26 protein-coding genes are annotated in these 21,448 nt (G+C 58.6%); 24 read left to right on the top strand and 2 right to left on the bottom strand.

All coding sequences use genetic code 11. The features are described from left to right. Nucleotides 1-33 precede the first annotated feature (33 nt). The 3 genes from ugpC to rbsK are packed head-to-tail and all read left to right on the top strand — an operon-like array spanning nucleotide 34 to nucleotide 2,497. On the top strand, nucleotides 34-1,083 hold the full coding sequence (ugpC, locus tag FJ543_RS06250) for a sn-glycerol-3-phosphate ABC transporter ATP-binding protein UgpC (RefSeq protein ID WP_140874234.1): 1,050 nt from the start codon (nucleotides 34-36) through the stop codon (nucleotides 1,081-1,083). A 27-nt stretch (nucleotides 1,084-1,110) separates the two neighbouring features. Beyond that, nucleotides 1,111-1,563 carry an RbsD/FucU family protein gene (locus FJ543_RS06245; RefSeq protein ID WP_015318188.1) on the top strand — a complete coding sequence of 151 codons (453 nt, stop codon included), beginning with the start codon at nucleotides 1,111-1,113 and terminating at the stop codon, nucleotides 1,561-1,563. A 4-nt stretch (nucleotides 1,564-1,567) separates the two neighbouring features. Beyond that, nucleotides 1,568-2,497, top strand: a complete 930-nt coding sequence (rbsK, locus tag FJ543_RS06240) for a ribokinase (protein WP_140874232.1) — start codon at nucleotides 1,568-1,570, stop codon at nucleotides 2,495-2,497. Between the two features lie 70 nt (nucleotides 2,498-2,567). Here rbsK and FJ543_RS06235 read toward each other — a convergent pair whose 3' ends face one another. Then, the gene (locus tag FJ543_RS06235; RefSeq protein WP_015318186.1) at nucleotides 2,568-3,083 is read right to left on the bottom strand and encodes a hypothetical protein; all 516 of its coding nucleotides are present in this window, start codon (nucleotides 3,081-3,083) and stop codon (nucleotides 2,568-2,570) included. A gap of 625 nt (nucleotides 3,084-3,708) precedes the next feature. Between FJ543_RS06235 and FJ543_RS06225 the strand changes: the two genes are divergently transcribed. The 14 genes from FJ543_RS06225 (at nucleotide 3,709) to FJ543_RS06155 (ending at nucleotide 17,662) form a co-directional block, all read left to right on the top strand. Then, nucleotides 3,709-4,185 (top strand): hypothetical protein, encoded by a 477-nt coding sequence (locus FJ543_RS06225; protein ID WP_181173917.1) that lies wholly within the window; start codon nucleotides 3,709-3,711, stop codon nucleotides 4,183-4,185. Next, nucleotides 4,175-4,456: a hypothetical protein gene (locus FJ543_RS06220; protein ID WP_140874228.1), complete on the top strand. Its 282-nt coding sequence runs from the start codon at nucleotides 4,175-4,177 to the stop codon at nucleotides 4,454-4,456. The genes FJ543_RS06225 and FJ543_RS06220 overlap by 11 nt, the downstream gene beginning before the upstream one ends. After that, nucleotides 4,434-6,749: a bifunctional DNA primase/polymerase gene (locus tag FJ543_RS06215; RefSeq protein WP_140874226.1), complete on the top strand. Its 2,316-nt coding sequence runs from the start codon at nucleotides 4,434-4,436 to the stop codon at nucleotides 6,747-6,749. Before FJ543_RS06220 ends, FJ543_RS06215 begins: the two co-directional genes overlap by 23 nt. 309 nt (nucleotides 6,750-7,058) lie before the next feature. Continuing rightward, a complete protein-coding gene (locus tag FJ543_RS06210) occupies nucleotides 7,059-8,018 on the top strand; it encodes a hypothetical protein (RefSeq protein WP_140874224.1) in 960 nt (319 codons plus the stop codon). Then, nucleotides 8,015-8,449 carry a hypothetical protein gene (locus FJ543_RS06205; RefSeq protein WP_140874222.1) on the top strand — a complete coding sequence of 145 codons (435 nt, stop codon included), beginning with the start codon at nucleotides 8,015-8,017 and terminating at the stop codon, nucleotides 8,447-8,449. Before FJ543_RS06210 ends, FJ543_RS06205 begins: the two co-directional genes overlap by 4 nt. An 887-nt stretch (nucleotides 8,450-9,336) precedes the next feature. Further along, entirely contained in the window at nucleotides 9,337-10,497 is a 1,161-nt protein-coding gene (locus FJ543_RS06200; protein ID WP_140874220.1) for a hypothetical protein, read from the top strand. Nucleotides 10,498-11,086: 589 nt separating this feature from the next. Continuing rightward, nucleotides 11,087-11,473: a hypothetical protein gene (locus FJ543_RS06190; protein WP_140874218.1), complete on the top strand. Its 387-nt coding sequence runs from the start codon at nucleotides 11,087-11,089 to the stop codon at nucleotides 11,471-11,473. Beyond that, entirely contained in the window at nucleotides 11,439-13,334 is a 1,896-nt protein-coding gene (locus tag FJ543_RS06185) for a terminase large subunit (protein ID WP_140874216.1), read from the top strand. Before FJ543_RS06190 ends, FJ543_RS06185 begins: the two co-directional genes overlap by 35 nt. A 12-nt stretch (nucleotides 13,335-13,346) precedes the next feature. Further along, nucleotides 13,347-14,642, top strand: a complete 1,296-nt coding sequence (locus FJ543_RS06180; RefSeq protein WP_140874214.1) for a phage portal protein — start codon at nucleotides 13,347-13,349, stop codon at nucleotides 14,640-14,642. After that, nucleotides 14,639-15,250 carry an HK97 family phage prohead protease gene (locus FJ543_RS06175; protein WP_140874213.1) on the top strand — a complete coding sequence of 204 codons (612 nt, stop codon included), beginning with the start codon at nucleotides 14,639-14,641 and terminating at the stop codon, nucleotides 15,248-15,250. The genes FJ543_RS06180 and FJ543_RS06175 overlap by 4 nt, the downstream gene beginning before the upstream one ends. Nucleotides 15,251-15,345: 95 nt before the next feature. Beyond that, complete coding sequence (locus FJ543_RS06170; protein ID WP_140874211.1) at nucleotides 15,346-16,617, top strand: phage major capsid protein; 1,272 nt, start codon at nucleotides 15,346-15,348, stop codon at nucleotides 16,615-16,617. Nucleotides 16,618-16,669: 52 nt separating this feature from the next. Then, complete coding sequence (locus FJ543_RS06165) at nucleotides 16,670-16,930, top strand: hypothetical protein (RefSeq protein WP_140874209.1); 261 nt, start codon at nucleotides 16,670-16,672, stop codon at nucleotides 16,928-16,930. Next, nucleotides 16,930-17,157 (top strand): hypothetical protein, encoded by a 228-nt coding sequence (locus FJ543_RS06160; protein ID WP_140874208.1) that lies wholly within the window; start codon nucleotides 16,930-16,932, stop codon nucleotides 17,155-17,157. The genes FJ543_RS06165 and FJ543_RS06160 overlap by 1 nt, the downstream gene beginning before the upstream one ends. A gap of 10 nt (nucleotides 17,158-17,167) precedes the next feature. Next, a complete protein-coding gene (locus FJ543_RS06155) occupies nucleotides 17,168-17,662 on the top strand; it encodes a hypothetical protein (protein WP_246678821.1) in 495 nt (164 codons plus the stop codon). On the opposite strand, the gene FJ543_RS06150 is transcribed toward FJ543_RS06155, so the two are convergent. Next, entirely contained in the window at nucleotides 17,659-18,432 is a 774-nt protein-coding gene (locus FJ543_RS06150; protein WP_140874204.1) for a hypothetical protein, read from the bottom strand. The two genes, FJ543_RS06155 and FJ543_RS06150, sit on opposite strands and share 4 nt — an antisense overlap. 72 nt (nucleotides 18,433-18,504) lie before the next feature. Between FJ543_RS06150 and FJ543_RS06145 the strand changes: the two genes are divergently transcribed. The 7 genes from FJ543_RS06145 (at nucleotide 18,505) to FJ543_RS06115 (ending at nucleotide 21,448) form a co-directional block, all read left to right on the top strand. After that, entirely contained in the window at nucleotides 18,505-18,912 is a 408-nt protein-coding gene (locus tag FJ543_RS06145) for a hypothetical protein (RefSeq protein ID WP_140874202.1), read from the top strand. Between the two features lie 173 nt (nucleotides 18,913-19,085). Continuing rightward, nucleotides 19,086-19,472 (top strand): head-tail adaptor protein, encoded by a 387-nt coding sequence (locus FJ543_RS06140; protein WP_140874200.1) that lies wholly within the window; start codon nucleotides 19,086-19,088, stop codon nucleotides 19,470-19,472. Continuing rightward, on the top strand, nucleotides 19,472-19,972 hold the full coding sequence (locus tag FJ543_RS06135; protein WP_140874198.1) for an HK97 gp10 family phage protein: 501 nt from the start codon (nucleotides 19,472-19,474) through the stop codon (nucleotides 19,970-19,972). The genes FJ543_RS06140 and FJ543_RS06135 overlap by 1 nt, the downstream gene beginning before the upstream one ends. Further along, nucleotides 19,973-20,404: a DUF3168 domain-containing protein gene (locus tag FJ543_RS06130; protein WP_140874196.1), complete on the top strand. Its 432-nt coding sequence runs from the start codon at nucleotides 19,973-19,975 to the stop codon at nucleotides 20,402-20,404. It abuts the gene before it with no gap. 61 nt (nucleotides 20,405-20,465) lie between these two features. Further along, on the top strand, nucleotides 20,466-20,900 hold the full coding sequence (locus FJ543_RS06125; RefSeq protein ID WP_140874194.1) for a phage tail tube protein: 435 nt from the start codon (nucleotides 20,466-20,468) through the stop codon (nucleotides 20,898-20,900). 6 nt (nucleotides 20,901-20,906) lie between these two features. Continuing rightward, nucleotides 20,907-21,248: a hypothetical protein gene (locus tag FJ543_RS06120; protein ID WP_140874192.1), complete on the top strand. Its 342-nt coding sequence runs from the start codon at nucleotides 20,907-20,909 to the stop codon at nucleotides 21,246-21,248. After that, nucleotides 21,185-21,448: a phage tail assembly chaperone gene (locus FJ543_RS06115; RefSeq protein ID WP_281405319.1), complete on the top strand. Its 264-nt coding sequence runs from the start codon at nucleotides 21,185-21,187 to the stop codon at nucleotides 21,446-21,448. The genes FJ543_RS06120 and FJ543_RS06115 overlap by 64 nt, the downstream gene beginning before the upstream one ends.

Genomic DNA, 21,448 nt, shown 5'->3' with positions numbered 1-21,448 from the left:
GCGCCTGCGGCCAGTGGAGCCGATGAGGGAACGATGGCTCAAGTCGCGATCAGCAATGTGGCCAAGGCGTTTGGAACCGTCAAGGTTCTGCACGAAGTCAGCGTCGACATTACCGATGGCCAGTTCGTCGTGCTTGTCGGCCCATCCGGTTGCGGAAAGTCCACGCTGCTCAGGATGGTGGCGGGGCTGGAGACCGTCTCCGGCGGCACGATCGCCATCGGTGACCGTGTCGTCAATCACCTGCCGCCCGCAAAACGCGACATCGCCATGGTGTTCCAGAACTATGCGCTCTACCCGCACAAGACGGTCGAGCAGAACATGGCCTTCGCCCTCAAGCTGCGCAAGACCGATCCGGCCGTGGTTGCCGAGCGGGTCAAGCGCGCCGCCGACATCCTTGACCTCAGCCCCTATCTGAAGCGCTACCCGCGCCAGCTTTCCGGCGGCCAGCGTCAGCGCGTCGCCATGGGGCGCGCCATCGTGCGCAATCCGCAGGTATTCCTGTTCGACGAGCCGCTTTCGAATCTCGACGCCAAGCTGCGCGTCCAGATGCGCACCGAGATCAAGGAACTGCACCAGCGGCTGAAGACCACCACCATCTATGTCACCCACGATCAGATCGAAGCCATGACGATGGCCGATAAGATCGTCGTCATGCGCGATGGCCGCATCGAACAGGTCGGCGCGCCGCTGGAGCTTTTCGACCGGCCGGCGAACCTTTTCGTTGCCGGCTTCATCGGCTCGCCGTCGATGAACCTGCTCAAGGGTACCGGGCGCAAGGGCGGCGTCGAGATTGCCGGAACGCTATTCCCGGTCGCTCCGAACAACACCGTCGAGGAAGGGCGCTCCGTCGTCTATGGTGTGCGCCCCGAACATCTCGAAATCCATCCCGAAGGCGTGCCGGCGAAGATTTCCGTGGTCGAGCCGACCGGCTCGGAAACCCTGGTGTTCCTCCGCTTCGGCGACGGCGAGATGGTGGCGCTGTTTCGCGAGCGCCATGACTTCAAGCCCGGCGATACGCTGAAGCTCCGGCCAAGGCTCGACCATATCCATCTGTTCGATGCCGAGACCGGCAAGCGTCTCTGATCTCAAACGCACTCCACGAGGACCATCATGCTCAAAGGGATCGATCCGTTGCTCAATGCCGACGTGCTCCAGGCATTGCGGGCGATGGGGCATGGCGACGACCTGATCATCGCCGACACCAACTTCCCGTCCGATTCGGTGGCGCGCCAGACGGCACTCGGTCGGGTGCTCCGCATCGATGCGCCGGCGGCGCGAGTGGTCAAGGCGGTGCTGTCGCTCTACCCGCTGGACACCTTCGTCGATGATTCAGCCGCCCGAATGGAGATCGTCGGAAAGCCGGACGAGATCCCAGCCGTGCAGAAGGAAGTGCAGAAAGAGATCGACGCCGCGGAGGGCAAGTCCTGGCCGATGGTGCCGGTCGAGCGTTACGCCTTCTACGAGCGCGCCAAGCAGGCCTATTGCGTCATCCAGACCGGCGAACGCCGCTTCTACGGCTGCTTTGCCTTCCGCAAGGGCGTCGTGCCGCCGGATGCGGAGTAGCGGCATGGCCTCGGGCAAGCCGGTCGTCATCCTCGGTGTGTTTGTCGCCGACACGGCCTACAGGGCCCAGCGCCAGCCGCGCATGGGCGAAACGATCCTTGGCAATTCCTTCAAGCTGGGGCCGGGCGGCAAGGGGTCGAACCAGGCCGTGGCCGCTGGCAAGCTGGGGGCCGACGTCGCGTTCCTGACCCGCCTCGGTGTCGATGCCTTCGCCGACATGGCCAAGCGGACCTGGAAGGATGCCGGCGTGAAGAGTGCTGCCATCGACACGCCGGACAGCTACACCGGTGCCGCCTACATCTTCGTCGAGGAGGGGAGCGGCAACAATGCCATCATCGTCAGCCCCGGCGCTGCCATGCTGATCACGCCCGAGGACATCGAAGCCAATGCCGACCTTATCAGGGGTGCCGGTGTTTTCGTGACGCAGCTCGAACAGCCGATCGATGCCGCGCTGCGGGCGTTGGAGATCGCGCGCGGGGCCGGGGTGACGACCATCCTCAACCCGGCACCGGCGGCAAAGCAACCCGACCGCATCTACACGCTCTGCGACTATCTTACACCGAACGAGACAGAGACGGAGGAGTTGACCGGGCTGAAAGTTTCTTCGGTCGACGAGGCCCGCGCCGCCGCCGGCAAGCTGCTCGAAAAAGGCGTCGGCACGGTCATCGTCACGCTGGGCGAAAAGGGCGCGCTCCTGCACACGAAGGATCGCTCCGAGCATGTTTCCGCCATCAGTGCCGGCCCTGTCGTCGAAACCACCGGCGCGGGGGACGCCTTCAACGGCGGCCTGGCCGCAGCACTTTCGCGCGGCGTGGAGCCGCTGGAGGCGGTGCGCTTCGCCTGCGCCGTGGCCGGCATTTCGGTGACCCGTCCAGGCACGGCACCATCTATGCCGACATCGCAGGAGGTCGAGGCGTTGCTGGCCAAGCGCTGAGGCTGCTCAGGGTTCGCGGGGTCCCGGAGCCCAGACCGTTCTGGCCTCCGGGTCAGTGGGCGTTGAGAAGCTACTGCATGACGTAGCAGCGCTTTCCCTGGTCGGGAGCGGGATCGCCGAATGCATCGTTGTCGCATTGGACGCCATTGCGGAACACGTCCTGCGTGAACCGGCCGCGGGCGCCATACCTGACCACCTTGCGGCCATAGAAATCGCAGAATTCGCCTTCCTCGGCGCAGACCGCCCACTTCTCGCGGCGTGGCTGATCGTAGTCGTCGTTCGACTCGTCACGGTCGCGCTTCACGATGAAGCAGAACTTTTCCTTGCCCGGCGCGGGATCGCCGAAAACGCGGTTCGAACAGGGTACCGCGTTGCGCTCGATGTAACGCGAGGTCGTGCGGCCCCTGGCGCCGTAGACGACCTCGGCGGGATAGGGCAGGCGGCAGATCTCACCCTCGCGAGCGCATCGCTGCAGCCGGTCGGCCGACGCGGCGGCGGGAAAAAGGACGGATGCGGCCGTCGTCGCGCCACCCAGGCAAATCAGCGTGAATATCGTGCGCGTGGAAATGTTCGGTGCAATTGACATTACGTCCTCCATGCCATTCCGGCAGCATACTGCAATGTGGCTGCCTGCGGCATGAATCGAGCGTTTTGTGGGCGATTGCGCAAGCAGATTCGCAACGACCAAGTCGTCCGCTGTCCGCAGGGCCTCTTCGTCCGTTGCTTGGCGACCCACAGGAATCGCGTCGTGGATTCCAAGGCATCGCTCATGCAAGGGCGATTTTGGAGCCGAGAAGAACCGGGCCGAAGAAGGTTTTCGGACGCTGTTCCTGGAGAGGTCTTTGACAATTTTGTCGGCATTTCCCCGGAGCCAAGGATCATCGTCCTTGAGGGGAAATGGCGCGAGTGACGGGGCTCGAACCCGCGACCTCCGGCGTGACAGGCCGGGCGATTGATGTTTCTCTTTAGCAGAAGTTTCAACTATCGCCGCAGCATAACGTGCAGCAAAAACGTCGATAGTTGAAACCACAAAAGACGTCCGGACGAACCGGCGCCGCAACCCCACAGACGAATCATCTCAGCAACGCGAGAGCCTCTAGGCGTGGAAAAACACAGCGTCAGATTCTACATATAGTGTCTGTTTCCCATCTGGAGCCTATATACCTCACACAAACCCTAGAACTTGAACCCGAGCCGCCGCGCATAATTCCGTGCGCAAGGAGTTCGTTTTGCCCGAATTTAAACCGACCTTTGATTTCAAAGCCTGCCGAATTCTGTCTTATGAAACAGTCGACCTACCGGATGACTGTGTTAGTTGCCGGTTCCTGTGCGCTCCGGTGAAAAGTCCTAAGGGGACATTCTATCTCGAATTCGTTGCTCGCAAAGGTTCGGCGGGGTCAATTTCCAAGCGATTTCAGAATTTCATCGGATCGACCAGATACTCCAGAACCGACTTTGATGATTTGATCGGACGGTATTTTGCGGTCAAGGAAGGTGGTAATCGTGAGGGGGATTTTGCTACTCTCGAACACGCCGCTGAGTGCATAGAGTGCGACCGCGCACGATATGTCGCTTCGATGGCTTACGCCGCAGAATGCACCGCCGAAGAGCAGGCGGAAGCCGATATAGCCGCGTACTTCAAAACTGGCATAGAGGCTTACGCGCGGAGGGCTGCCCGTGCTGCTTGAACCTCGCGTACGTTCAATCCGGCCAGATGGCGAAGCTCCGTCGCCAAAGGGATTTCAGCGCATTGCGACTTTTGACCTGGTGCTCGGGCCTTCAGTTACGATGAACAACCTGCGCCTGGTCAAAACACCTTCCGGTGGCATGCATGCTTACCCTCCGGAAGACAAGCACGGGCAGCGATCAGCCGACTTCGCTCCCGCCTTCCGAGACATCATCGCCGATCTTGCCGCTAAGGAATTGGAGTCGCTGAATGAACGCACTACCGGAGCCTGAGCCCGCCACGCCACTTTCGCTTGCCTTGGGCTACGCGAAGCAGGGCTGGCCAGTCTTTCCTTGTCGACCTATTGAGGGCCACAACCAAGATACCGGAGAGGTGCTGCAGCCCAAATCTCCACTTACCCCGAAGGGCTTTAAGGATGCCACACTCGCTCCACACGTTATTGAAGGGCGGTTTGGCAGCCAGTGCCCGGATGCCCTGATCGGCATTCCCACAGGCGAGCGTAGTGGCTTTTGGGTGCTGGACATCGATGTCCCACCCAAGCACGAAGATGGCCGCCCATGGCTTGCCGCTATGGAGGAGAAACACGGCGAGATACAGACGCGCATGGCGGAGACCGCAAGTGGCGGAATCCACTATCTGTTCAAGCATGTTGACGGCATCCGCAACGCGGTTGTTTCGTCGGGCTGCGAGACGAGAGGCGAAGGGGGATACTTCATCGCCCCTGGCAGTGTCATGTCGGACGGGCGTTCATACAAGTGGCTAAACGACGAGTCGATTACGGATGCGCCAGAATGGCTGCTGGATCTCCTACTGAAGCCAAAGCACGAACCGAGCCATTACACATCGGCGACACCATCGCTCGACGCGGCCGGCGCGGCAGAGATCCTAGAACTCCTGACGTACGTAAGCCCGGACTGCACCTACCCGGATTGGGTAAACGTGCTCATGGCCGTTCACTCCGCACTAGGCGCGGAAGGGATGGCTATCGCTGACGACTGGAGCGCTAGGGGCAAGAAATACAAGAAGGGCGACGTCGCCAAGAAATGGAAGGGCTTCTCTTCAACCGGTGGCGTCGGGCTTGGCTCACTTGCTGAATTGGCCAGGCATGGTGGCGCCGACCTGAGTGAGATAGCGCGTCGGCACAGGACGCAATGGCAAGGCGAATCTGGTGACACCGCAGGTTTCATAGCCGGCATTGATGAGCGAGCTGCCGCGGACGCGGAGGAAGCCAATCAAACCGACGTCACTGACGTCATTCATCACGACGTTGAGCCAATCGAATACACGCTAGAGGCCGTCAACGATCTCGAGGCGCTGACCCATCCTGGCGGCTTGGTCGAAGACCTCGTTGATTGGATCGTCTCATCGGCCGAACAACCGAGCAGGGCGCTTGCATTGGCCGCCGTTCTACCGTTCGTCGCCGCATTGATTGGTCCGCGGTTCTCGACTGGCGCTCGCGATACCAGGCCGAACATCTATACGGTATCGCTTGCCGAATCTGGCTTTGGCAAAGAGCATGCGCGGTCACAGATCAAGCGGTTGCTGATGGCCGATCAGGGTGTGTTTCAAAGCTACTCTGGGCCGGCGCGTATTATGTCGGCGTCGGCGTTGCGCGAGGTGCTGGAAGCACATCAATCCGTGAACTGCCAGATCGACGAGTTCGGCGGCTTTGTTCGCGACATCACCGACCGTAAGGCGGGCGGCCACCAGCGCGCAATATCGACGGATTTGCGCGACTACTACAGCGCTAGCTCGACCTTCTTTGAAGGCGCCGCCTACCGTGGCTCACCGCCAAAGCGCATCTATAACCCGAACCTGTGCATCCACGGCACCTCGACGCCGGAACAGTTTTGGAATGCATTGTCTTCAGCCAGCGCTGAAGACGGTCTGTTGCCTCGCCTTATCCTGTTCAACGTCTCAGGCGAGAAGCCAAAGCCAGTCGTGCCGTCGAAGGACGTTCGCGATGTGCCGTTCCTGTTGATGGAACGCATGGCGCAGGTGGCCGGCATCGATGTTGCCAGGACGCGGATGCGCCGAAAGGAAGTTGCCACACAGCCCGGCGCCCACGAGGTGAAGCCGACCATTGTCCCTTGGACCGAAGACGCGACGGCGTTGTTCCGCTCGATTAAAGAAACAATCGATGACAAAGAACAGCATGTAAGGCCTGAGGCCCGCCCGTTCATGCGGCGTATTGTGGAGAACGCCTGCAAGCTCGCGCTCATTGTGGCGGTTGGCAAGGATCCTGACGCGCCGGTAATCAACGAGGCTGCCTTGGAATGGGCGGCTTCGGTTGCATGGACATGCGCCGCCGGCATGCTGGCTGAAGTCAATGAGCGGTTGGCCGATAACCAGCGTGAGGCGAACTTCAAGCGGATTGCTGGGGTCATCAAGGCGGCTGGTCCGCAAGGCATCGCAGTCGGCCGACTGGCCGATCGGCTCAAGGCGATCGATGCTAGGCAACGAGATGAGATCTTAAAAGACCTCAAAGAGAACGACTCTGTTCGTGAGGAATCGAGCACGACAGGCGGCCGACCTCGTCGAAGACTTGTTTGGTCCGGTCGGTAGTTTCGTCCATGGACGAAACTCAAGGGAGCGGACTTTCGGCCTTGACGTAAGCCCCTCTGGATGGATGAAAGTCACTGGTAAATATCTATATATATCAGTGTGTTATATATACATATATACCTTTTATCCTTTTATCCATTGTTTCAGTGAACCTACAGTTTTTTACAGAAATCCGTCACCCCCATAAGAGACCACAGCGGATAGGACGAAATGTATCAATGGGAGCCTCGTCGTAGACTTACAGGCGATCTACCGCGACCTTCTCGCTTAGCAAACCCCACCCCGACACTTCCCCATTCAGGAATTCCTATGCATCAGGCAATCCGCACCGACCAGTTCAGCAACACGCTCTCGCATGACCCTTACGAGGCCGCAAACGACAACATCGCCGAACTGCAGGAGGCGAAAACCACCTCAATGGCGGCGCCGGCAATCCTCGGCTGGTTGTTCGCCAACGGACATGTCGGTGAGGACGAACGCGATGCTGGCGAGCATGTCATCAAGCTAGCGTCCATCGCACGCTCCAAACTTACCAGTCCATCTGTCCGTTACAGCGCACGCACGGCCGATCGCAAATGGCGCCAGGTCGAGGTGCAACGTCACACAATTCGGCCAGCACTGGATGCTTGCATGGCCGCCGTCCGATATGAGCCACGGCGTAAGGCGACCGTGCAAGCGCTTGTGGTCGACGAGACCCTCATCGACCTCGACAACCCGCATCGAGTAGCCCAAGGCCTGGCCGACGTTGCTCGCCACCTATGGGGTACGAGCGCCGACGTCACGCCAATCTTCGTAGCCGCGAACGACAACCAGCCTGCAGTCGATGCCGCGGGAGCAAAGGGAGGCGTTTTCAGAACGTCCGACAATTTCCAGCGCATGCATACGGCCAGGCAATTGGATGATGACCCTGAAACAAACGATTTGCTCCACGCGGCAGGGCTACGGTACGCGCAAGACCACCATCTGGCTGGTCTTAATCCGCTCGGGGCGATCGATTACAGCCACACGCAGGTCGACTACGGCTCGTCAGAAGGGATGCCAGAACTGATGGCTGGCGCGCGCGCACGATACCGGACGGCACGCACGTTGCTCGGCGCACGCTACGGTGCCGTGGTTGACGGTGTGGTTATCGACGGCAAGTCACTCGGCCTGATTGGCGCTGAGGTCACGAGGTTTAAAGATCGCGGCAAGGCAATCGCGGCCGCTGGCGAGCGTCTCAACGGAGGCTTGCGGCTTCTGGCGCAACGGTACGGGATTTTGCGGCCATGAGGGATTCCTATGATTATTTACACATTCGACCAAAGGACGGGGAGTCACTGTCGCTGTGGTTCACTCGTGTGATTGAGTGCGCGATATCTGACAGCAAGGGCAGGCAGGGCAGAATACGGGGCGCCTTGCACGATCTTGAACGAATGGCGCGCGAAGAGGGTATGGCCGAGGGTAGGCGCGAAGTCCAGCAATTGATGGATACCGAAACGGCTAGGCTGGGTAAGCGCATTACCGATCTAGAATTGATGTTGCGGGGCAGCGTGTCGAAGATTGATGCAGAAGCCGAACGCCAAGAGGCAGCCAGAGCAATGCGCAATCGGTGTTCCGACGCTGCGATGGACTATGGGTGCGTACCCAATAACACCTCCGAGGCGATCTACGCACTTCCCTTGCCAAAGCCGCTATTCACGCAGACCGTTCGACCCAAATAGCTCGTGCGCACCATGCGCATCTGATTTGCTATTATGATTCAGGATCAAGTTTTGCGGGTGGCGGAAACGCCGCCCGTTTTCGTTTTCGATGCGCCCATTTCTCGTGGCGATCGACCCGCCGCGAGAGATTAGCGGCGGGAAACAATCGCCCTTCCGCGCGCCACCTTTCTCGCTGCGGTTGGGCGCTACTGCGGCGGGTTGAGGCAATCTTAGTGTGCATCGCACGGAGCCTCCCCGCCGCCTTCAAATTCAGTTTGGCGAAGGTCTGGCCAGCGCCGCTTGAGCGGTCCCAAGGTGGATAGCCAATTCAATGCCGGCATAGCTCAGCAGGTAGAGCGGTGCTTTTTTAGGCTGGTTTTCAGGTGTGGAGATTATAAGTCCAGCCAAGTAGGTAGGCGCGATTGCGGGAGGCCGCAGCTACATGATATGAGCGGCTCGGTGGAACCTTACATGCGATGGACTCCGGGTGGCTTATAAATACAACGTTGGTTTTCCTAAAAATTGTCCGCCGACGGGCGCAGTTCCAGCAAATTGCGAAATTTTTCGAAGTGTCAGAAAGCTGCCCATACGTGGCGATCACTTTTTATCTGACGTGGAGAGAAAGAAGAAGGGCAGCGATCCCTGTAAGTGTGATGATTGGGGATGCTCAGTATGGCCGACAGAAGATGCCGCCAGAGTCGGGCGATCTGTAGTCCCAGTCTTTAAAAAATACTTCATTGTTCGTGGAACACTTGCCGCCTCAGATGGAGAAATACTTTCCACTCCTACTGGAAATCAGAGCGCACACTGTACGTTCTGGAAGGCGTCCGGTCTAGACGTGTCTAAAAAGTTTTCTGTCTGGCTCCCACCCGAGGAAAATGAGGTTTAGGCAGATGTGGAAACCTACTTTGCCGTCCGACAAGACACTTTCGGGCAATATAATAACGCCAGCCGTTGTTCTTTATGAATTCGACGGGCCACAAATATTTGTCTCCAGAATGGGATTTGTTGATGTCCTTTTCGTAAAAGTTGATGATGACGACGATTTTGAGCGTTACCTTGCAACTTACACGTCCGATGGGATCATTGAAGCTGTCTTGAACGGCAATATCTCAGTTCGTGGTGCCTTTCTGCATGAACAGTGCTGGATTGTGGATACAGATGGGTATCTAGCTATACGCGAGTGCTGGTTATGTTCGCGGGACGATCTCCCCGCCAGTTACCTGCCTGATAGAAACGTCGCAATCAGAGTTGGGTTTCCGCCGCTGCCCAATAGCATGGCGCAGGCGTTTGCTTTTTTTGGGATGGGTTTCCAGGGAGAGCAGATTGACCATCGCTCTATGCGGTTTAGCATCCTCAAACGGATCATTGATGAGTCCCATGATGCTGCCAGAAAGATATTAAGCCCGATTTATTTATCGGGTAGCCGGAGTTCAACATTTGACTTTACGGTTGCTCAACCCGAATTCGGCAGCCTGATATTGTCAATCAAGGAGCCGACAATCAATTTGCAGCGCGCCATCAAGAAAAGCGCAGACAGCACAGTCAAACCGCAGGTCTCGAATATCCAAGGGGAGTTTGTGGCTCAAAGGTCTGCTTTTTTCGATGCTATGGACGAAATCGTTGATGAGGCGGAAAAGGGCGAAATCAGCGGAAGCCTAGCAATTGAGCGCTTTTCTGTTTTGGATCAGATCCAAAACGTAATCCCAACGGGCGAAGGGATTATCGAGGATGCTGAGTTCTCCAGCTACGCAAGCGGCAAAACCGCTTCTCTCTTGGTGCGCGAGGAGGTTGGAGCGCGGCTCCACCGCGCTTTCAAAACCGCAGAAAAGAACCCAATCATCGAAGTTGGCCGCGTGGAGATTGTGAACGCGCGGCGAAATTCGTTCGTTTTGCTGTCAAGTCGTGGACGGCTAGTAACTTGCTATATTGAACCAGAAAGCTTTGCCAATTTGAAGGCCGATCCTCGTTTTCGAACGGGCGCTCGACTATCGGTTCGCGGACTGCTGACGAGACGCGTACTACGCGATATGCTTTCGGTAGACGGGACACCGCAACTTCTATCGTGACCGCTGCCAGTACCCGGCCCACATCTTCGACTTAGGCTGGCAGAGCGCGACCCGCACCATGGCGAGTACTGTTCGCCGTTGCTGATCGGGATGTGAATGCGCATCTATCGAAACGCGCCTTCTATGACGATCACAAAGCCATGAACATCGACGCCGAGTATAGGATGGGCGTAGGCACGGCCAGGCAAGGTATGCGAAGTGTAGAGGCAACCGAATATCGCCGCCTCTACTCAACCGCGCGATGGCGCCAGTTGCGATTGGCCAAGCTTTCGCAAGACCCGCTGTGCGAATGGTGTATCGAGCGCGAGCTCGTTGAGCCAGCGACCGAGGTGCACCACGCGGACGGCGGGCATAGAGGCGACGTCACAAAGTTCTGGTCTGGCCCATTCATCAGTACATGCAAGCCGTGCCACGCGAGTCGCGGGCAGCGCGAAGACAACGGGCAGCAGGTGGTCAGGTTCTCGGCGGACGGCTGGCCGATCTGACGGCGGGGGGGTATCCAACGACCTCCCCGGGCCGCGACCCATAGACCGGTGGCCCCGCTTTCTGCGTGCATCCACAATTGAGAATATGACCCGAGGATAGTGCCATGGCCAGGCCAAGAACGCCTCTCGCAAAAGCGGCGGTTGAGGCTAGCGACAAGAAGAACCCGAAACGGTTCAAGCAGCGTAGTGAGCCGAAAGCCGGCGGCCCACTAGGTGCTCCGCCTAAGTGGTTGACCGATACCGACACGAGCAAGGCCGCGTCGGCCTGGCTGCTATTTCAGCGGGAGATTCCTTGGCTGACGCAATCTCATCGAATGCTTGTCGGCATGGCCGCGAACATTCAGGGGAGGATCATGGCGGGCCAGGATGTCGGTGTTCAGGCAATGAATCTGCTTCGGCAGTGCCTCGGGCAGATGGGCGCTTCGCCAGCCGATGCCAGCAAAATAACGGTGCCGGATGACGAGGGCGAAAAAGACGACCTCCTCGACTGAGGTGGCGCTTGAGCGTGTTAGCGCCTACGCGCAAGATGTTCTTAATGGCGCGATTGTTGCTGGCCCGCATGTGCGCAACGCATGCCGTCGTCACTTCGCCGATCTTGAGGTAGGCTTTGAACGCGGTCTTTCGTGGGATGACGAAGCGGCCAATCGGGTATTCCGTTTCTTCGAAGAGAGGCTGAAGCTGTCGGAAGGTCAATTCGACGGCAAGCCGTTCCTGCTGCATCCATCTCAAGCGTTCAAACTCGGCTCGATCTTTGGGTGGAAGAAGGCGGACGGCACTCGCCGATTCCGAACGGTCTACATCGAGGAAGGCAAGGGTAACGGAAAATCGCCATTTGCCGGCGGTGTCGGCCTGTACGGTCTCACCGCCGACAAGGAGTCTGGAGCGCAGATTTACGCAGCCGCGGCTAAAAAAGACCAGGCGCAGATCCTGTTTCAGGATGCCTGCAAAATGGTCAGGCAAGCGCCAGCACTAAAAGAACGTGTAAAATTCAGCGGCGGTCTCGGTAAAGAATTCAACATTGCCCACCACAAGTCGGGTTCGTTTTTCCGCCCAATTTCAAAAGAGGCAGGCAAGACCGGCTCAGGCCCTCGTCCGCACTTCGCTCTCTGCGATGAGGTGCACGAGCATCCCGACCGTAGCATCATGGAAATGCTGCAACGCGGATTTAAGTTTCGGCAGAACCCGCTGCTTTTGATGATTACTAACAGCGGTTCGGACCGGAATAGCGTCTGCTGGGAAGAGCGAGACCGCGCCGTCAAGGTGTTAGCTGGTACGCAGACGCCTGACGAAGACTTCACATTTATCGGTGAAACCTGGGAAGGTAGCGATAGCGTTTTTGCTTACGTGTGCTCGCTCGATAAGCACGATGATCCCATGACGGATCCGTCGTGCTGGATTAAGGCGAACCCGCTTCTCGGCACGATCCTGACAGAAGAGTACCTTGCTGGTGTGGTCGCCGAAGCCCGTGCTGTCCCCGGCAAACTGAACAACGTTCTCCGCCTGCACTTTTGTGTGTGGACGGACGCCGATAAGGCATGGATGGCACGCGCGACGGTTGACGGCGTGATGTCGGATTGGCCATTGCCCGAAGGCGGGCCGATCTTTCTCGGAATTGATTTATCCGGGACCAAGGACATGACCGTCGTTGCATGTGTGCAGCCCACAGGATTTAGGGAAATCACGCGAGACGACGGCGTGGCAGTTAGCCTGCCCACATACGATGCTTGGATTGAGGCGTGGACGCCAGGAGATACCCTTGCTGCGCGCGTAATGGCTGATAAGCAGCCATACGATATTTGGGTGCGCGATGGATACCTGAACGCGCCTGAAGGACCACGGATTCGGCTCGACATCGTTGCAGCACGCATCGCAGAACTGGACCGCCTCTACGACATACAGTCCATCGCATACGACAACTATGCCTATGCGGCGTTCAAAGACGAGCTAGCCGTTTTCGGCGTCGATGCAGAGCAGTTACCCCATCCACAAGGTGGCAAGGTAAGGGCTCGACCATCTGAAGAGAAGATCGAAGCTGCCAAGGCAGCAGGCGAAAAGCCGCCGTTAGGGCTGTGGATGCCTGGCTCCGTCACCGAGGTGGAAAATCTCATTATCGATGGCCGCATTAGGCTGAGGAAAAGCCCCGTTTTGATGACGGCCCTTATGGGGGCGACGTTCAATCATCCGCCCGACCCACACGGCAACAGATGGTTCGTGAAGACTCGCGCCTCGGTTCGTATCGATTCTGCCGTGGCTATCGCAATGGCGTGCGGAGCCGCAGCTGACAAGCCCGCAGCCAAGGCGCCGGTGTCCCCGTGGGACGACCCTGATTTTTCGTTGGCCTCAGCGGCCTGAACTGGCGGAAGCATGAACATTTTAGGTCTCGACATCCGCCGCAAATCGGCAAGAAACGCCAACGACGTGCTGGAATCGCGGGCAAGCATCGAAAACCCCACCATCCCGGTGAGCGCTGAGAACTTCTTGGCGTTCTTCGGCGTTCAGTCGGCAAACTTGCCGCATGTGACCATCGACCGGGCGCTTGGGGTGCCGGCCGTCTGGGCTGCCGTGGCGTTTCTCTCAAGGACCCTCGCGGCACTCCCGCGGCATGCTTATCGCGACACCAAGGACGGCGCCAAGCGCGTCGGCGGTCGGCTGGAAACGGTCGTCAATGCCGCTCCGAACGATGAAATCGGCTCGTTCGCTTTTTGGCAGTGGTTTTGGCAGCAGGTTTTCACCGGGGGTCGCGGCCTAGCCTACATCGAGCGGACGCCTCAGGGCATCGATTCGTTGTGGCCAATGGATCCGGCAAAAACGACGATCAAACGCGTTGGCGTCAAGGTAACGTACGAATACGCTGGCAAAGCCTACGACGCGGCTGACGTTATCGATGTTCCATTTATGAGACGTAGCTGCGGCCTTCGGCATTATGGTCCGATTGCCCAAGCGTCGAAGGCCATTCAGCTCGCAATTGCGATGAATGACTACGGCAGCAACTTCTTTGCGGGCGGCGGCGTACCGCCTTTGGCTTTGGAAGGGCCGCTACCGGCCGGAGCAGAAGCTATTAAGCGTGCGCAAGCCGATATTAAGCGGTCTGTGGACGCCGCTAAGAATGCCAATGAGCCGGTATTCCCCATCCCTGCAGGCTACAAGCTTACGCCGGTTGGCATCGACCCCGCTAAAGGCCAGATGGTTGAAGCGCGAAGGTTCCAGGTCGAAGAGATCGCACGCACGTACCAATTGCCGACAGTGTTTCTGCAGGATCTCACCCATGGGACCATGGCGAATACCGAGCAGCAGAATCTTATGCTCGTGCAACACCTCATTGGACAATGGGCCAAGGCGCTCGAAGACGAGATCAATCTCAAGTTCTTCGGCCGCTCGTCGGGCAATCGGTACGTGTCGCATGTACTCGACGGGCTACTCCGTGGCGACTTTGCATCACGCATGGAAGGTTTGGCTAAGGCCGTTCAAAACGCCCTCATGACGCCGAACGAGGCGCGCGCGCTCGAGAACCGACCTTCCATGCCGCACGGCGACGAGTTGTTCCTGCAAGGCGCTACCGCGCCACTTGGGACCGCGACGTACGGACAGCAGAACAAGGTCGGCGCTCCGGCCAACGATAACAACCAGTCTGACCAAAATGGCGAGGCCGAGGCGGCATGACCGAAATAGAAAAACGGAGTGGCCTTGGCGTTGAGGTTCGCGAAGCGGACGGTAAGCGTACGCTGGTAGGGTACGCGGTCGTCTGGAATAGCGACACCACGATCGGCGACTACTTTGTCGAGCGCATTGCGCCAGGCGCTTTTACCAAGGCGCTTCGCGGCGATATTCTAGCGCTGTACGACCACGATACCGGCCGCGTGCTCGGCCGCACGCGTTCGAAAACCCTGCGCCTGTCCGAGGACAGCCACGGACTGAAGGTCGAGATCGACGTGCCAGATACCAGCGACGGCAACGATCTATGGACGCTGGTCGGTCGAGGCGATGTTAGCGGGATGTCGTTTGCCTTCCGCGCGATCAAACAGGAGTGGGATGAAGGGGGCGAAATGCCTAAACGCACGGTCATTGAGGCCGAGCTTTACGAAGTTACCGCCACCGCTAGCCCGGCGTATCCAGACACTACCCTTGCGGCGCGGTCCTTAGAAGCCGCCCGTCAAGACGCTGATCGGATCAGGAAGGTTGCTGACGCAATCGCCGCCCGGCGACGAATTGCCGAGCGCGAAGCCCGTCAGGAACAACAAATTCGGGGCATCCGGCAGGACGCACCGTAGCACCCGGCTAAGCCGGAGGGCGGACGACACGTCCTGCCATTTCAACCCCACAGGCTCGCTTAGGCGGGCCTTTTTTGTGCCCGAAAGGTACCTTTATGACTCTCAAAGAACTCAACGAAAAGCGCGGCACACTTGTTGCGCAGGCGCGCGAAGCGCTCGACGCCATCAAGAAGAACACCGACGAGGCCCGCGCGGCCGAGCTTGAGGCTCGCCATGATAATTTCATGGCTGATATGGACAAGATCGATGCCGCCATTGCTCGCGAAGAGCGCATGGCGGCAGCCGAAGCCCGTATCAACGCCCGCGCAGAGGAAGAGCGTCGCAATCGTCGCCCGAACGGCTCTGATGCCGAGCAACGCGGCCAGGAAGAGGGCGAGGGCCTTGAGTATCGCCAGGTCTTCCACAGATTCATTGCGTCCGGTGGCGATCTGTCAGAATTGAACGGCGAGGAACGCGCTGTCCTGCGTGCCGGCGTGAAGGATTTTGAAAAGCGCATCCAGACTGCCGGCACGACGACCGCGGGTGGCTATACGGTACCCGTCGAGCTTGAAAACATCATAATCGAGACGATGGCCGCCTGGGGTCCGATGTATGACGAAGACATTTGCACCGTCTTCAGCACGGCCTCTGGCAATCAGATTAATCTGCCGACTGTTGATGACACGGGAGTTCCGGCGGTCAAGCACACCGAAGGCACCGCGTTGACGGATGATGGCGGTTCGGATGCCACGTTCGGACAGAAGCGCCTCGATGCCTACGTGTACGACACCGAGTTTGTCCGCTTTTCCTATGAGCTGGCCCAGGATTCCATTTTTAACATGGAGACCCTGCTCGGTGGCCTGCTTGGCAAGCGCCTTGGCCGCATCGCGAACCTACAGTTGACGGTTGGTGATGGCTCCGGCGATCCGAACGGCATCGTCACCGCCTCAAGCCTTGGCAAGACCGCTGCTGCGGTCGCTGCGGTTACCTATGACGAGATCATTGACTTGGTGCACTCGGTTGACCCGGCTTACCGCCAGTCGCCGAAGGTGCGCTTCATGTTCAATGATCTGACACTGGGCGCTCTCAGAAAATTGAAAGATGGGGAAGGGCGATATATTTGGACGATGGGGGACGTGACCAGCGGCGTTCCTGGCAATATCCTTGGCTACCGCTATTCGATCAACCAGGCCATGGCCAGCCTTGCTACTGGCAACAAAACGATGATCTTTGGCGATTTTGGCGCTTACTTCGTCCGTAAGGTGGGGTCGCCCGTCATCGGGGTGCTTCGTGAGCGCTTCTGGCCTGATCTTGGCATCGCTGGTTTGATCCGGTTCGACGGCGAGCTCGGCGACACCGCCGCGGTTCGCCATCTTATCCAAGCTTGAGTAAGTAGCAGGGCGCTCCTTGTGGGGCGCCCCTCCAGATCTGGAGAAGATGATGTCCGATTTCAGTACAAAAGTTCACCCCGCCCTCGGCGGCGACACCCTCGTAGTCGAGGGCGGCGGCGCAATTCAGGTGAAGACAGGCGGCAAGCTGTTGCCGAACAGCGGCACGCAGGCATCCGCACTTACGCCTCCGGCCGCTACTGCGGCGACGAATTCGTCCCCTTATGGTTTTTCGCAGGCGCAGGCCGACGCGATCGTTACGTGGATCCGCGCCGCCGACGCAGCGCTCAAGGCTCTCGGCGCGACTGCCTGATGTTAATTCGAATGCTCGTCGGCTTGTCAGGCTTGGGCTATTCGCTTGGGCCTGGCGACGAGCGCGACTTCCCGCAGGACGAGGCGTTGCGCCTTATCTCTGCGGGCTTTGCTATTCCTGCGGTTGAACAAGAGATTGAGCGCGCCGTGCAAGCGCCAACCGCAGAACGCCGCGGGAGAAAACGCAATGTGGTACCCAGCAACGGTGACGGTAGCAGCAAGGACTGAGCCTGTAAGCTTGGTCGAGGCCAAGCGGCATGTGCACGCAGAAGATTTCACAGACAATGATGACGAGCTTGGGTTGCTGATTGCATGCGCCCGGAACCATGTCGAAAAGTACTGCAACACGCGTCTCGTCACACAGACCGTGGTAGCTAAATGCGATTGCTTCGGCGACTTCACGCGAATGTCTGAGGCACCCGTGCAGTCTGTGACATCGATTGAGTATGTGGACGCTACGGGCTCACCGCAGACGCTTGCTGACACCGTTTATGAACTGCGCGCCGACGGTTTAGAGGCAGCTATTACTCTCAAGTACGGGCAGACCTGGCCGGCAACACAGCCGAGGTCGCGGATAGCCGTTACAGCAGTTGTTGGCTCTGATGATGTGCCGCCGGCCATCAAGTACGCCATCCTATTGTTCCTCTCGGGCGGTTACGAAATGCGTGAGAATGCTGCCGCTCCCGAGTGGTCCACACTTGACTGTCTACTTTCCAATTTCAGATGCGGCTAGCCGGCAAGCAATTTCAGAACAGCTTGCAGCGCTTGATCGGCGGCTACTCCAAGAGCGGCTCCAGCAAAATTTGCTGACAACCATTTCAGGGCGCGGATCAAAACTGCTTCGATGGCGGCCTCGCGCACCGATGATGCCTTTAAGAGTAGCATGCCCGCATTAAGCTCAAACTTGATGCGCTCGCGGTCCTCTGGAAGGATTTCGTTCGAAGCCAGCGCAGCCACTTCCGTGCTCTCAATCGCTTCGATTGTAGCGGCGTATTCGGGCCGGTTGTGATCAAGTGGGACTAGCCGATCCGAGGCTGGCACTTGGCTAGCGTCGGCGGGCTTGTCCTTGTTGCGCTGAAGATAGCGCCGGAGATCCCGGATCATCGGATCAAAGAGATGCCCCGTCATCTCGTGCAAGACGTCGTTGATGTTGTTCGAGCGGCTGTAGAAGTAGCCGCGAGAGAACTGCAAAGCTTCCCTGTCGCTGTCGCCGAAAGATTCAAGAAGATTCAGTTGAGCACTTAGGGCAAGGTCGAGATCGTCGGGCCAATTTAACTGACCAGAGCCGACCATTCCACTAGGTTGTACCATGACCTCAGAGGTGACCCTCTCTAGTGGGAAAAGGACGCGCAGCCATCTAAGGTGTGATCTGGAAGGTTCCGGAGCTTGATCCAGCAGTTGGAAAAACCGACGAACTGCGCGACCGAAGTCTTGATAGCGAGCTTGGATTAGGCGCTCCGCGAGATCGTCATATTCCTCCAAAAATTCTTCAAATCCATTCACCTGCTATTTCCTCCGTAAATTGTTGCTCAAGAAAATAACAAGCCCGCTGGCTATTTACTAGAAGGAAAAAAATTGACCGCTCTTACCATTACCGCCGCCAACGTTTTGGCCGGCTCGAATTCATCGCGCGACAACGGTCGCGCTGGCGTGGCCGTAACTGCTGGCCAAGTGGTATATAAAGCCACCGATGGCACTTATAAGCTTGCCGACACCAATGATGCCTCTGCGATCGTCCGCGTTCCCAAGGGTATCGCTCTGCACGCTGCGGCTGCCAACCAGCCGCTCGCAGTGCACCTAAAGGGGCCGATCACCATCGGTGCGACGGTAGTTCCTGGCGTCGCCTATTACCTTGGCGGAACCGCGGGCACGATTGTTCCCATTGCCGACCTCACGACCGGCGACCATCCGGCTCTGCTTGGAATGGCGACCAGTGCGACCGATATCGACATCGAAATTCAGGCTCCGGACGCAGTTCTCTAGTGTGGGCTGGTAGACATGTGGATCCGGTTCAGCAAGCCGTGGGACTGGCGCCAGCCGGGCTTTACGATCGCGTATCTGGTTGGCGACTTCAACGTTACACGGGCGTGCGCTGATGCCGCCTTGGCGGCGGGTGTAGGCGCGCGGCTGCGCAAAACCAATAAGGATGAAGCGCCATGGCCAAGCGATCGGGAGCTGGCGGCCTAAATTGCCGTGTCGTTTTCCAGCGCCGTGCAATAGTGCAGGATGAGTACGGCAACGACGTGCTTGGCGAGTTTGCCGATGTTTTTTCAATATCGGCTCGGTTGGCTCCGCAGTTCAGCGGACGATTGAACGTTGAGGCAGTAACGGCGGCTCGTCTAGCCGCATTGCAGCCGTATAACATGATGGTGCGCAGTTGCGTGGACACGCGCGCTGTGCGTGCTGACTGGCGCGTCTATGATGCCCGCAGGGGGATGGCGGACGGCAAGCCAGTCAGGGTCTGGAACATCAAAACCATTGTCAACCCTGACGAGCGCTCTCAGTACATCGAGATGCTAGTTATCGAAGGCGAGTCTTCGTAATGGCGATGAAGGCCACAGTGCTCGGCCGGGAAGCGCTCCAGCGCAAATTGGATGCCTTAGTGCCGGAAGCTAGCGCTGCTGCAGCTAAGGCAAAACTTGAGGTTGCGCGTGAAGCGGCAAGCCGAATAGCTAGCCGTGCGCCGGTTGGCGAGACTGGATCCTACAAAGACAGCATCATCGGCGCGCGTCAGGCGGATATGCCGGGCATCAAGCCGGCTAGCGGCCAGCCCTCGAAGGATCCTGACGCAACCGGCGTTTACGCTGAGTTTGTCTGGAGGTGGCTCGAGTGGGGCACGGCTCCGCACAAGATCACGGGCAAGGACGGAAGCCTAGTGTTCCCTGGCGCTGACGGTACGTTGGTCTCGGTACCGTCAGTTGTGCATCCTGGCGCCCGCGCACATCCGCATATCTTCTACACCTGGCGCGCATACCGCAAAGCCGCAAAAGCCAAGATCAGCCGTGCAATTAGCGCTGCAGTCAAGGCATCGATGGGGAAGTAAATGGCCGCACCAGCCCACGAACTAGTCGGCGTGGCCACGGCACGCCTGCGCGGATATGCGCCGCTTACGGCGCTGGTGCCAGCTGCAAAGATTTTCTATCGGCCGCCCGCGTCGTTCGCGCCTCCGTACATTACAGTTGACGACGTTACGACGCTGCGTGACGATTCGCAGTGCATCACCAGTATCATTGCGAGCCTGACAATCCACGTCTGGACCGATGATAGCAATCCGCTGCCGGCAACCGGTGGCGCATTGCAGGACGCCCGCGCAATCGCGTGGGAGGTTGCCAACGCACTGCACCACTATCCGCTAGCGTTACCCAACAATCGCCTGGTGACGCTAGCGCATACTGGCGAGCGCGTCTTCTATGACGCCGATGGCACAACGGGCCATGGCGTCTGCAGTTTCGAAGCAGAAATAGAAGCCGCCTAGCGGCAAAAACCCCTCACCACAACTGCCCGCCATGCGGGCTTTTTCTTTTATGGAGCCTAACATGGCAGTTACACCAGGCCAGCAGACTGGCCGCCTCTTGCTCGTGCAAATCGGTGATGGCGTTGGTCCCGAGACCTTCACCAATCTCTGCGGGCTTATGCAGCGCAGCTTCAACCTGTCGGCCAATGATGTCGACACGACCGTTCCCGATTGCGACAATCCCGGCAACACGCCGCAGAAGACTGGCGTTCCCGGCATTCTGAATCGCACCTTCACCGGTTCTGGCAAGTTCGTTGCTGGTGCCAACCAGACGGCATTCATGGCCTACGTTGTCGCCGGCTCGACGTTCAATGCTAAGGTCATTGTCCCTGGCCTCGGCACGTTCACCGGCCCGTTCTACGTGACCAACTTTGAGCTTGGTGGCGAAATGGAAGGCACGATGACCTTCAACGCCACCTTCAATGCTGGCGGCGCCCTTACGTTCGTGGCGGAGTAATCAGGTATGGCTTTGGAGGTTAACGGCGCTCGAGGGGAAGTCGCACTGAATGTGGGCGGCGTTGACCTTGTGATTGCGGCCACCATGGCTGGCCTGGCAGCGGTAAGCACCCGGCTAGAGTGCAAGTCGCTTGCCGATTTGTTCGTGCGGCTGTCTGGCGTCGAGGTGGCGGCTGCCCAGGCGGCCATCGAGCTCTTGACGGTGCGTGGCGACAAGATGGCTGCCCTTGCCGCACTGAAGCTCCGCCACTTCAAGGCGATCGCGGACGCCTTCACGGTTGCTCTATCGCATCACTTCAAGGACGACGAGGGAAACGGCGACGCCGCTCCAGCAGTGGCGGCGGGATAGAAAAGCCTTTTCCTTGGCGAGACTGGATGAAGGGTGCGTTTGGCGCCCTTCATTGGACGCCTGCGGTGTTTTGGGCATCGACGCTCACCGAGTACATGTTTGCCATTGAGGGCTTCAACGAGGCAAACGGCGGCGGTAGCAAGAAGGAAGAGGGACCAACCGACGACGATATGGCAGACCTGCTAGCGCGGTACGGTTAG

The organism is Mesorhizobium sp. B2-5-7 (assembly GCF_006440875.1).
Classification (GTDB): Bacteria; Pseudomonadota; Alphaproteobacteria; order Rhizobiales; family Rhizobiaceae; genus Mesorhizobium; species Mesorhizobium australicum.
The sequence above is the reverse complement of the archived record's forward strand: the minus strand, read 5'-3'. Positions and strand labels throughout refer to the sequence as shown.